Here is a 12,497-nt window from a genome sequence, read left to right as displayed (position 1 = left end):
ATTTTAAAATGCTCTTATTTTGAAGTCGCATTTTTTGGTATTCTTCTTAAAAGAAAAATTGCTATTACAAAGAAAGCTCCTAATATTACAATTGCCGCGCGCGGACTTCCTGTAATTTGATCGATAATCCCGTAAACACACATTCCGATTACGATTCCTATTTTTTCGGCAACATCATAAAAACTAAAAAACGAAGCGGTATCTTCTGTTTCTGGTAATAATTTGGAATAGGTTGATCGTGATAAAGCCTGAATTCCGCCCATTACAAGTCCTGCCATTGTTGCCATTGCATAAAAATGCATTGGTAAAGTGATAAAATAAGCAAGTGCACAAAACACGGCCCAGATAATATTAATTACAATTAAAGTTGGAATATTTCCCCATTTATCTGAAGCTCTAGACGTTAAAACAGCACCTAAAACTGCTACAAGCTGTATTAATAAAATACAAATAATTAAACCTATGGTACTTTCTTCTTTTGATGACCACTGAATTTCCTGAGCTCCAAAATAAGTAGCTACAAGCATTACAGTCTGTACTGCCATGCTATAAACAAAGAAACCTCCTAAGTAACGTTTTAATGGAATGTTTTCTTTTAATAAAGCCCAAACTTTCTTTAATTCTTTAAAACCATTAAAGAAAACACTTTTGGTTAATTTTTGTGTTGTTTCTTTACTTCCTTTTGGCAGATAATAATAAGTATATTGGCTGAATAAAATCCACCAAACTCCTACCATTACAAAAGAATATCGCATGGCTTTCATTGCCGCTTCTCCGTCTGTTCCTGTGATTCCAAAAAGTTTTGGTTTCATGATCATTGCCAGATTGATAATCAATAAAATAACGCTTCCAATATATCCTAAAGAATATCCTTTGGCACTAATTTTATCTTGCTGCTCTGGAAAAGCAATGTCTGGCAGATACGAATTATAGAAAACTAAACTTCCCCAAAATCCAATTAATCCAAGAAAATAAAAAAGTAAACCCGGATAAATATTATCGAGATCAAACCAATACAATCCCATACAAGATAAAGCTCCCAAATAACAAAAGAACTTCATAAAAGCCTTTTTATTCCCTACATAATCTGCAATTCCAGATAAAAAAGGAGAAATAAAAGAAACAACCAAAAAAGCAAAAGCTGTAATGAAACTTATTAAAGCTGAATTTTTTAAGTGCATTCCAAAAACATCAATATAATGATCACGTTCTGAAAATAGCGCTTCGTAAAAAATTGGAAATACTGCCGAAGCAATGGTAAGTGTATAAACTGAATTGGCCCAATCGTAAAATGCCCAGGCGTTTAGCAGTTTTTTATCTCCTTTTTGTAGGTTTTTCATAGAAATGGTTTTGTTAATTGAATGCGAATTTATCTCTTTTTTATTAAGAATTGATTATTTGAGCGTTAAGAACGCTATTTTTTTTCAAAAAAAAAGCTACTCTTTTTATAGAATAGCTTTGATCTTTTATGTCTAATTGTATTTTGATTTTATCTAACAACGCCAACTTTAAGCGCTGTTGCTTTTGCTTCTGGAATTAATGCTTTTAAATTAGCAATTCTTGTTGCATCAGACGGGTGTGTGCTCATAAATTCTGGTGTTCCTGCTGCTCCTGAGTTTGCAGCCATTCTGCTCCAAAAAGTTACAGCATCATCTGGATTGTAACCGGCAATCGCCATAAGTGTCAATCCTATTTTGTCTGCTTCTGTTTCGTTGCTTCTGCTAAAAGGCAGCATCACTCCTACTTCTGTTCCCATACCATAAGCCTGAGAAAAGATCGCTTGCGTCTGTGCTGATTTACCACTTGTTGCTGCGCCTAAAACCTGTCCGCCAATTTCTTGCAATTGTGCTGCACTCATTCTTTGCGCACCGTGATTGGCTAATGCGTGCGAAACTTCGTGTCCCATTACTGTCGCTAAGCCTGATTCGTTTTGTGTTACCGGTAAAATACCCGAATAAACCACGATTTTTCCACCCGGAAGACACCATGCGTTTACTTCTTTGTTTTCAACCAATTTATATTCCCAACGATAATCTTTTAGATATTGTGACTGACCTAAATAAATAAGATATTTTTCTGCAGCGGCTTTAATTCTCGAACCTACCAGTTCAACTCTTTTTGCATCAGCTGTTCCTGTAATAACTTTATTTTCAGTTAAAAACGTGCTGTATTGTTGAAATGAAGTTGGAAATAATTCGCTGTTTGAAACAAAATTCAGATTCTGCTTTCCTGTAATTGGGTTGGTTGCACAAGCCACTACAAGAGCACTGAAGATTCCTAAAAGCAAATATTTTTTCATAATTTTTAGTTTTTTATAACACAAAAATAATAATTATTCTAAAATATCAATTTATACAATTCGGCAAAAAAGTATCAGAATTAGACTATTCTCCAATAATATGAAGCTCATTAAATTCTTTATCTACAATTAAAAAATGGTTTAATTCAAAGGCTGTTTTATCAAATTCGATTTTCTCATTATCAATTTCAATTTCGGCAACTTTAAAAGGAAGACCAATCAAATTGATTTTGTATTTACTATAATTTGTATCGTATTTCCCTTCTTTATGCAATTGTACAATCAGTTCTTTTTCTTTCCCGATAGTTCTAAAAGATAAGAAACTATAACGTCCTTTTTTGTAATCATAGCCGTCTTGTGCATCTTCATAAACAACAGATTTCTCTTTCCCGTTTTTGAAGTATAAATCAAGGGTTAATTCATCAAATTCTAATTCGCCAACATATTGCTGTACGGGATATTTTGGAATCACAGCTCCTGCTTTTACAAAAACCGGAATTTCATCAAATTTAGTATCAATCCAAACTTCTTTTCCTCCTATTGCAAACTCATTTGTCCAATAGTTATACCATTCACCTCTTGGTATATACATACGTCTACCTACAGCATTAGGTTCAAGAATCGGACATACTAATATTTGATTTCCAAAGATAAATTCATCATTTCTATAATGTGTCTGCGTATCGTCTTGGTCATAATAAACCAACGGTTTCAGCATCGGAACTCCTTCTTCTATATACTGCCAAAACATCGTATATAAATACGGAAGTAATTGATATCGAAGGCTCACAAATTTTCTTGTAATATTGATCACTTCTTCATCAAAAGCCCAAGGTTCCTGATTTCCGTGATCTCCAGATGAATGTGTTCTGCAGAAAGGATGAAAAACGCCAAGCTGAATCCAACGCGCGTATAATTCTCCAGTTGGCTGTTCTGCAAAACCTCCAATATCAGAACCTGTAAAACCCATTCCTGAAATAGACATGCGCTGTACCTGAATATTGGCAATCCACAAATGTTCCCAAGTGGCTACGTTATCGCCTGTCCACGACGACGTATAACGCTGTGCTCCAGAATAAGCTGATCTTGTAATTACAAAAGGTCTTTTCGGGTATGCAAATCGTTTTACACCGTGATAAGTAGCACGTGCCATTTGAGTACCGTAAATATTATGTGCTTTTCTGTGGCTGCAAGGATTTCCGTCGTAAACGTGGCGAACATCCATTGGGAAAGTTTTATTTGGAACTTCCATAACAGCAGGTTCGTTCATATCATTCCAAACACCTTTTACACCAATATCTGAAATTAATTCTTTAAATAATCCTGCCCACCATTCTCTAACTGCGGGATTTGTATAATCTGGAAAATTACATTCTCCCGGCCAAACTTTTCCTTTCATATAAGGTCCGTCGGCTCTTTTGCAGAAATAATCTTTTTCTAAACCTTCTTTATAAACCCAATAATCTTTGTCAATTTTAATTCCCGGATCGATGATTACAATGGTTTTAAAACCATCTTCTGCCAGCTCTGCAACCATTCGTTTTGGATCTGGAAAATAATCTTTGCTCCAGGTAAAACATCGAAAACCTTCCATATAATCAATGTCCAGATAAATGGCATCGCACGGAATTTTTAGTTCTCTAAATTTTGAAGTGATTTCTTTTACTTTGCTTTCCGGATAATAACTCCATTTACATTGGTGATATCCTAAAACCCAAAGCGGCGGTAATTCTGGTTTACCTGTTAAATCTGTATAAGTTGTTACAACATCCTGCATCTGCGGGCCATAAATGAAATAATAATTCATCTCACCACCTTCTGCCCAAAAACTCGTAACATTTCTTCTTTCCTGACAAAAATCAAAAAAGGTTCTAAAAGTATTATCAAAGAAAATACCGTAAGATTGTTTGTTTTGCAAACCAATATAAAACGGAACCACTTTATACAAAGGATCCTGATCTTTTTGATAAGCATATTGATCTGTGGCAAAATTCTCGACTCTTTTGCCTTTTAAATTCATTTGAGTGGCTTTGTCGCCAAGACCGTAAAAACATTCTCCGTCTTTAGAAGATTTGCTCATTTTTACGATGTTTCCGCCATATTCATAACTTTCTTCCCAATGAAAACCAAGTTCGTCTTCTAAAACAAGAAAATCGTTTAAATCGTAAATAGACAAACGCAAATCTGCTTTTTGAATTTTACATTTTACTTTACTGGTCTGGATTTGAAAATACGTTTCTTCTTCGGTTAATTCTAAAAAATTATAACCATGAAGCTGCGTTTTATCGATAGCATACGAAAAGTCGTTACTAAAATACACTTTAGTTGTAAAACGAAATCGAATTAAACTATCTCTTAAAACAGTAACTTTTAAGATTACTTTATTATCGGTATGAAAAGAAATAGAATCTCCCTGATGATCAAAAGAAACAATTCTAGATGGATATAAATCGCCTTTATATTCTAATGATGTATTTGTAATCATAATACTAATGAATTAATTATACTAACGTAATGCTATTTCAAACATATAAAAAAACTTAGTAACGTCCTATGAATAAAAGGTTTATTAACGAAAACGTTTTTTCTATATGAGTTTTAAATTACGAATACAAAAATCAATAATTCATCAATTTTAAAGCTCAAAAATGATAAAATCTTAAGGCCCAAAAAGAATATCTTATTTTTCTGATATCGAATAAACGACTACACTTAATGGAGGCAAAATTAATTCTATTGAAAAATCTCTTCCGTCATACGGCACAGATTCCGTTTTTAAAACATTAGAATTTTTAATACCACTTCCGCCATAAGATTTAGAGTCACTATTAAAAACTTCTTCTAATGTACCTTTAACCGGAATTCCGATTCTATAATTTTCTCGTACCACTTGAGTGAAATTGCAGACAATAATTAAATTTTCTTTTGCATTATTTCCTTTACGGATGTACGACAAAACCGCATTTTGGTGATCGGAATAATTAATCCATTCAAAACCTTCTCCGCTAAACTGTTTTTCGTACAATGCCGGCTGCGATTTATACAATTGATTTAAATCTGTAATTACATTTTTTATTCCCGAATGATAATCATATTGAAGTAAATGCCAGTCTAAACTATTTTCAAAATTCCATTCGCCGCTTTGACCAAATTCAGAACCCATAAACAATAATTTAGTTCCGGGATGTGTAAACATATAGCCATATAATAAACGTAAATTGGCAAATTTCTGCCATTCATCACCCGGCATTTTATTGGCAATAGATTTTTTTCCGTAAACCACTTCATCATGCGAAAACGGGAGCATAAAATTCTCCGTAAAAGCATACGTCATAGAAAAAGTCAACTCGTTCTGATGATATTTTCTATATACCGTTTCCTTCTGAAAGTATTTTAAAGTATCGTGCATCCATCCCATCATCCATTTCATTCCAAATCCTAAACCACCTGTAAAAGTTGGTCTTGAAACCATCGGAAAAGAAGTGCTTTCTTCTGCAATGGTCTGAACTCCATCAAAATTAGCATAGATTACTTCATTAAATTCTTTAAGAAAACTAATCGTGTCCAGATTTTCTCTTCCTCCATAAATATTAGGTTCCCACTCGCCTTCTTCTCTTGAATAATCAAGATATAACATTGACGCTACGGCATCAACACGTAATCCGTCGGCATGATAATTTTGCAACCAAAAAACGGCATTACTAATCAAAAAAGCACGAACTTCATTTCGTCCGTAATTAAAAACCAAACTTTTCCAATCCGGATGATAGCCTTTTCTGCGATCTGGATGTTCGTATAAATGTGATCCGTCAAAGAAACCTAAACCATGCGCATCATCAGGAAAATGCGACGGTACCCAATCTAGAATAACTCCAATTCCAGCCTGATGTAATTTATCAACCAAAACCATAAAATCCTGTGGTTTCCCAAATCTGGAAGTCGGCGCAAAATATCCTGTTAGTTGATAACCCCAAGAAGGATCATAAGGATATTCCATAATTGGCATAAATTCAACATGCGTAAAACCAGTTTCTTTTACATATTTAACTAAATCGTCGGCAAGTTCCAGATAAGTCAAAAATCGGTTATGATCGCCGCGTTTCCAGGAACCCAAATGTATTTCGTAAACTGAATACGGTTTGTCTAAACGGTTGCTTTCCTTGCGTGATTGCATCCATTTTTCATCTTTCCAATCATGATTTAAATCCCAGACAACAGAAGCGGTATGTGGCGGTTTTTCGCAATACAAAGCAAAAGGATCTGCTTTTTCGGTTACTATTCCATCAATATTCGACTCAATTTTATATTTATAAAGTGCTCCTTTTTCAATTTCAGGAATAAAACCTTCCCAAATTCCAGAAGAATCCCATCTTACCTGCAATTGATGTTCGTTTTGTGTCCAATAATTAAAATCACCAACAACCGAAACAGAAGCCGCTGTTGGAGCCCAAACCGCAAAATAAACACCTTTTACTCCATTTACTTCAATTAAATGTGCACCAAGCTTTTCATACAATTTAAAATGTTTCCCAGCTTTGAATAAATCAATATCAAAATCAGTAAAAAGAGAATGCGTAATAACTTTATTCATATTTGGTTTTTAAGGCAATGGTGAAATTTGGAATTTGGATTTTTTATATTGGAATTTTAAATGTTATTCTATTCTAAAATTATCCGAAAGGACAACTCCTTTTTTAATGACAACAATTCCGTCTTTTATCGTGTATAATTCATTTGTAAAATTGTCTAAATGCTTACCGCCATTAATGTGAACATTGTTTCCAATACGCACGTTTTTATCGACCAAAACATTTTTTATAAAACAATTTTCTCCGATACCAACATGAATTTTATTATTATGAGTATCCTCATGCAATTCGTCAAGATCCTGATAAAAATCGTTCCCCATTACATAACAATTTTCTAAAATAGTTCCTTCTCCAATTCGGGAACGAATACCAATCACAGAACTTTTAATTTCTTTAGCATTAATAATACAACCTTCAGAAATTAAAGATTGATTGATAATCGAATTTCTAAATTTTGATGGCGGTAATAATCTCGGACGTGTAAAGATTTTGTTGTCATTATCAAACAAATTAAACTCCGGAATATCAGCCGTTAAACCAATATTAGCTTCAAAGAAAGATTCGATATTTCCGATATCTGTCCAATAACCTTCGTATTGGTAACTTAATATTTTATGTTTTCCAACGGCATGAGGAATAATTTCTTTTCCGAAATCTTTAGTATGAGGATCAGCCATTAGATCTTCTAAAAGTCCTTTATTGAAGATATAAATTCCCATTGATGCCAGGTATTTTTTACCTTTTGCGTGCATTTCTTCGCTTACTTCAGATTCCCATTCAGGTAAAAGCGAAGCATCTGGTTTCTCTATAAAAGCTTCTACACAATTTTCATGATTCGTTTTAAGGATTCCAAATTCCGGGGCATCTTTAGCATTTACAGGCAACGTAGCGATCGAAATTTCTGCATTACTTGCGATGTGAGCTTCCAGCATTTCATTAAAATCCATTTGATACAATTGATCTCCAGATAAAATTAAAGCATGATCAAAATCGTGTTTTTGAAAATGCGCCATACATTGGCGAACAGCATCTGCAGTTCCCTGAAACCAAGTTGGATTATCGGGAGTTTGCTCAGCCGCCAAAATATCGACAAATGACTGACTGAAAATACTAAAATTAAAAGTGTTTTTGATGTGCGCATTTAAAGACGCAGAATTAAACTGCGTTAATACAAATATTTTAAAAATATCTGAATTGATACAATTTGAAATCGGAATATCTACCAATCTGTATTTTCCTCCAATTGGCACAGCTGGTTTAGATCTTGTTTCTGTTAATGGGAACAAGCGTGATCCTTGCCCGCCTCCTAAAATAATCGCAACTACATTTTTCTTTTTAAACTTCATTTTTCTGAATTATTAAGTTGTATATCTCTATGTATTCCTCACATACTCTTTCCCAGGAATGATCAGTATTCATTCCTCTTTCAATAATAGTATTGAAATTTATTTTGTCGGCATATAATTTTACAGCTCGATTTATAGAATAACAAATATCTCCAACAGACGCCTGATCGTGACAAATCCCATTTCCATCATCACCAAAATCAATCACAGTATCACGCAAACCGCCTGTTCTTCTCACAATCGGCACCGTTCCGTAACGCAGTGCATACATTTGGTTTAAACCGCACGGTTCAACGCGAGAAGGCATCAAAATAAAATCTGAACCTGCATAAATCAAATGTGCTAATTCTTCATTATAACCAATAAATACGTTGTAATTGCCATTGTAATCATTCCTCAATTGCAGCAATTGAGATTCTATTTCTGAATTTCCAGATCCTAAAATCAGGATATTTATATTTTCAAAATTCTCTGATAAAGCCAAAGCCGAAGCTTGAGGCAATAAATCACCACCTTTTTCTTCAAACAAACGTCCAATAAAACTAAATAAAGGTTTTGAAGGATCTAAGTCAAATTGCTCACACAGTTTTTCTTTATTCTTTTGTTTTCCAGCTTCAAAATCTTTAATGGAGTAATTTTCATTAATCATTATGTCTTTTGATGGATCCCAAACTTCAATATCTATTCCGTTTAAAATCCCTTTAGATTTATTTCTTACAGATTTAAATAAATCTTCCAGACCGTTTGCTGCAATATTAATTTCATTTAAATAACTAGGCGAAACTGTCGTAACTGCCTGAGCACATTTAACTCCAACAGCTAATGAATTAATAGAATTATTCCATTCTAAAAAACCAACGTGCATTAAATTAAATTCTGGCAGATAATGTAATTTATCAAATCCAAACCATCCTTGATATAAACCATTATGAATGGTAATCACTGTTTTAATGCTTCTTAAATTTTCATATTTATAAGCATATTTAATCATAAACGGAATTACACCTGTATGATGATCATGGCAGTTTATAATTTCGGGAATAGTTTCTCTACCCGAAATCCAATCTAATGCTGCGATCTGAAAAGATAAAAATCGCTCAATATCATCTTCATACCCATATATATTCGGACGATCGAATAATTCTTTGATTTCAACCAAATACAATTCGTATCCTAATTTATTGGTAGTTTCTTTTAAAATACTAAAAGGAAAATCAAAGTTTCCTAATTTGATATTGGCCCAATGAACGCATTCAAATTCATTTTCTTTTTTAAATTTAGTATCATAACACGGTATAACTACCCGGACTTTATGACCAGCCTTATTTTGATATTTAGGTAATGCTCCTACCACATCGGCCAAACCACCGACTTTTGCCATAGGGTAACATTCTGCACTAATATGAAATATTTCCATTATAGAATTTTATAAAACATTTTACTAAAATTAAATCACCGCTTCTTTTCAGTAAGCAGTCATTAATTATACTACTTTTATGTTCTTTAAATTTAGGAAAAAATAAACGAAATTTGGACTTGAAATAAAATTTATCAATATGTCAAAAAAGACTTCTAATCCTATTCAATCTTTAAAAATTCCACGCTTTATTATAATATCCAGCAAAATATGCGCTTTTATTTCTACTAAATTGGCTACAAAATATGCTGCAAAACTTTTTACAACTCCCATAAAACATAAAGTTCCTAAAAGAGAATTAGAAATGGATCGTAAAAGCATCCAAAATAAAATGTACGTTCCTGCAATAGAAAAAAGCATTATTACCTATGAATATGGAAAAAGCGAAAGGAAGATTTTATTAGTTCATGGTTGGTCTGGAAGAGGAACTCAATTATTTAAAATTGCTGATGAACTTTTACAAAACGGATATTCTACCATAAGTTTTGATGCTCCAGCTCACGGAAAATCAGAAGGTAGAACTACAATAATGTCCGATTTTATAGAATCTATTCTGGAAATCGAAAAGCAATACGGTCCTTTTGATGTTGCAATTGGACATTCATTAGGGGGAATGTCAGTTTTAAATGCAATAAAAAATGGTTTAAAAGTAGAGAAAGCAGTTATTATTGGCAGTGGTGATATTGTGCAGGATATTTTAGATGACTTTATTTCAAAATTGGGTTTAAAACCAAAAATGAGCAATCTTCTGTGTGCTTATTTTGAAAACAAATACCAAACCAAAATGGATAATTATTCTGCGTATAGAGCAGCAATGCAAATTAAAACTCCCGTTTTAGTAATTCATGATAATGATGATCCCGAAGTTGCTGTAAAAGCAGGAATACATATTCACGAACATTTAGAAAATGGAACTTTATTTTTGACAGATAAACTAGGACATAGAAAGATACTTGGAAATCAAAATGTTATTAAAAAAGTCCTGGATTTTATAAAAAGTAATTAACTTTATAATAGTTACATTTTTTAATCAAATTAAAGAGAGATACAATGGATTTATTTGAAGAAACATCAGATTGGGGAGAAAAATTGAAACCTCTTATAAAAAAATATAAAGGTGAAAAACATCCTTTAGATTACCACAATACCTACCAACTACTTGTAATGGTAGTTTTGTCTGCACAAGATTCTGATGCTAATATAAATAAAATTGCTCCGGCTTTATTTGAAAAGTTTCCTACCCTTCAAAGTCTATCAAAAACAGATATTGAAACATTTATTCCATATATAAGTAAAGTTAGAAATTATCCAACCAAAGCAAATTGGCTGCTAGAAATAGCACAAATCATTAAAAAAGATGAAAATATACCATCTACAATGGAAGGCCTGACAGCATTAAAAGGAATTGGCAGAAAATCGGCCAATGTTATTTTGAGAGAAACAGGTAAACCGGCTGAAGGAATAATTGCAGATCTACATGTAATACGAGTAGCGCCAAGACTGGGAATAATTAAAGAAGCTAAAGACGGAAATAAAGTTGAAAAAGACCTTATGAAAGTCCTTCCAAAATCCATCTGGTCAGAAATCGGAATGGCTATTTCCTTTTTGGGAAGAGAAATCTGCAGACCAACACCTAAATGCGAAATTTGCTTAATGGCAGATGACTGTCTATATTATAAAACTCACGTTGTTTAAAAAGCTATTTTCTTCGTGTATCAATTAGATAAATAATTTTCCAATTATCTTTTTCTTTGAATAAAGTAAAAGTATTTACTCCTGAATGGCTTAGTTTATCATTGATATAAAATTCATACGGAGCCCAAACATGAGCCATACTACCATCAATCTGAATAGTATAACTTAATATTTTTTCGTTGAATTTCATATTTGAAGGAATCGATGAAATTGATTTATAAAATTCAGCTCTAGATTCATTAGACAATTTATTTCCTTTTACTTTACTCTCACTGATAGATTGTAAAATAATTTTATCTGAGCAGACAGATTGTAGTTTAACTGTATCTTTTTGATGAAATCCAATAAAGAAATCTTCAATAACTTTCTGCACATCTTGTTTTTGAGCAGTCGCTGAGAATCCGATAAAAAGAAAAATTAAAATTATATTTTGTTTCATGGCAAATTTGAGAGATTAGATTAAACGCCAAATTGACTTAAATGATGATCTAAATGTTTAGCAAACATATTATTCCATTCTATGGCAGTTAATTTTCCAAACGAATGAGATTCTTTACCTTCAAATTCATTTACCCCTAATTCCTGAGTTTTAATAATATAATTTATTAATCTTGATTTTTCAATAGCAAAATTACGATCATCTTTTATAATAAACTGTGGAGCCGTCGGATTGTTTCTAGGATAAGGTTTATCACTAACCACTTTATTTTTTACAAATGATTTTAAAATCAATTTCATAAAACCATTTGGCTTCTTATGAATATCTTCGTAAACCATTTCATAAGATACACTACAATGTGCAAGCATTTGCGAAACACTCATCTTTCCCCATAACGCGACAGAATCAGGTTTCAGTTGATTTATTCGATTAATGATGGTTTGACAATCTTCTTTTAAAAAAATATTATTCATTTATTTGGAAATTCAAAATTACGATAAACAAAAGTATTAAAATTTTAAAATTAAATCCATAATTAATCCGTAATATATTACAAATGATAACTTTTCACAAATTATCCAAAATCAATATAAAACAAAAAACCCTATCCGGTTAGGACAGGGTTTTTCAAAAGAAAGGCGACGACATACTCTCCCACAATACTGCAGTACCATCTGCGCAGGCGGGCTTAACTACTCTGTTCGGGATGGGA

General features: G+C 32.7%; 10 protein-coding genes and 1 rRNA gene. 2 read left to right on the top strand and 9 right to left on the bottom strand.

The genetic code is table 11. The annotated features are described in order from the left end of the window. Window positions 1-14: 14 nt before the first annotated feature. From EV144_RS00055 to EV144_RS00030, 6 genes are all read right to left on the bottom strand, one after another. On the bottom strand, window positions 15-1,340 hold the full coding sequence (locus EV144_RS00055) for an MFS transporter (protein WP_134144956.1): 1,326 nt from the start codon (window positions 1,338-1,340) through the stop codon (window positions 15-17). 149 nt (window positions 1,341-1,489) lie between these two features. Beyond that, on the bottom strand, window positions 1,490-2,299 hold the full coding sequence (locus EV144_RS00050; RefSeq protein ID WP_134144955.1) for a M48 family metallopeptidase: 810 nt from the start codon (window positions 2,297-2,299) through the stop codon (window positions 1,490-1,492). 85 nt (window positions 2,300-2,384) lie between these two features. Beyond that, window positions 2,385-4,784, bottom strand: coding sequence for a glycoside hydrolase family 31 protein (locus EV144_RS00045; RefSeq protein WP_134144953.1), 2,400 nt, complete (start codon window positions 4,782-4,784; stop codon window positions 2,385-2,387). A gap of 195 nt (window positions 4,785-4,979) precedes the next feature. Continuing rightward, window positions 4,980-6,890, bottom strand: coding sequence for a 1,4-alpha-glucan branching protein GlgB (gene glgB / locus EV144_RS00040; RefSeq protein ID WP_134144951.1), 1,911 nt, complete (start codon window positions 6,888-6,890; stop codon window positions 4,980-4,982). A 63-nt stretch (window positions 6,891-6,953) separates the two neighbouring features. Beyond that, window positions 6,954-8,234: a glucose-1-phosphate adenylyltransferase gene (locus EV144_RS00035; protein ID WP_134144949.1), complete on the bottom strand. Its 1,281-nt coding sequence runs from the start codon at window positions 8,232-8,234 to the stop codon at window positions 6,954-6,956. Next, window positions 8,224-9,651: a glycogen synthase gene (locus tag EV144_RS00030; protein ID WP_134144947.1), complete on the bottom strand. Its 1,428-nt coding sequence runs from the start codon at window positions 9,649-9,651 to the stop codon at window positions 8,224-8,226. The genes EV144_RS00035 and EV144_RS00030 overlap by 11 nt, the downstream gene beginning before the upstream one ends. Before the next feature lie 139 nt (window positions 9,652-9,790). Here EV144_RS00030 and EV144_RS00025 point away from each other — a divergent pair, with 139 nt between their 5' ends. After that, window positions 9,791-10,657, top strand: a complete 867-nt coding sequence (locus EV144_RS00025; RefSeq protein WP_134144945.1) for an alpha/beta fold hydrolase — start codon at window positions 9,791-9,793, stop codon at window positions 10,655-10,657. Between the two features lie 44 nt (window positions 10,658-10,701). Continuing rightward, window positions 10,702-11,346 (top strand): endonuclease III domain-containing protein, encoded by a 645-nt coding sequence (locus EV144_RS00020; RefSeq protein ID WP_134144943.1) that lies wholly within the window; start codon window positions 10,702-10,704, stop codon window positions 11,344-11,346. 4 nt (window positions 11,347-11,350) lie between these two features. On the opposite strand, the gene EV144_RS00015 is transcribed toward EV144_RS00020, so the two are convergent. The 3 genes from EV144_RS00015 to rrf form a co-directional block, all read right to left on the bottom strand. Continuing rightward, window positions 11,351-11,785 carry a nuclear transport factor 2 family protein gene (locus tag EV144_RS00015; protein ID WP_134144941.1) on the bottom strand — a complete coding sequence of 145 codons (435 nt, stop codon included), beginning with the start codon at window positions 11,783-11,785 and terminating at the stop codon, window positions 11,351-11,353. Window positions 11,786-11,805: 20 nt separating this feature from the next. After that, window positions 11,806-12,258: a DUF1569 domain-containing protein gene (locus EV144_RS00010; RefSeq protein ID WP_134144940.1), complete on the bottom strand. Its 453-nt coding sequence runs from the start codon at window positions 12,256-12,258 to the stop codon at window positions 11,806-11,808. 160 nt (window positions 12,259-12,418) lie between these two features. After that, a 5S ribosomal RNA gene (rrf, locus tag EV144_RS00005) occupies window positions 12,419-12,497 on the bottom strand; the annotation flags it as partial.

This window comes from Flavobacterium sp. 270, from assembly GCF_004368785.1.
In the GTDB taxonomy this organism is placed as follows: Bacteria; Bacteroidota; Bacteroidia; order Flavobacteriales; family Flavobacteriaceae; genus Flavobacterium.
This window is presented reverse-complemented; position numbering and strand designations above follow the sequence as displayed.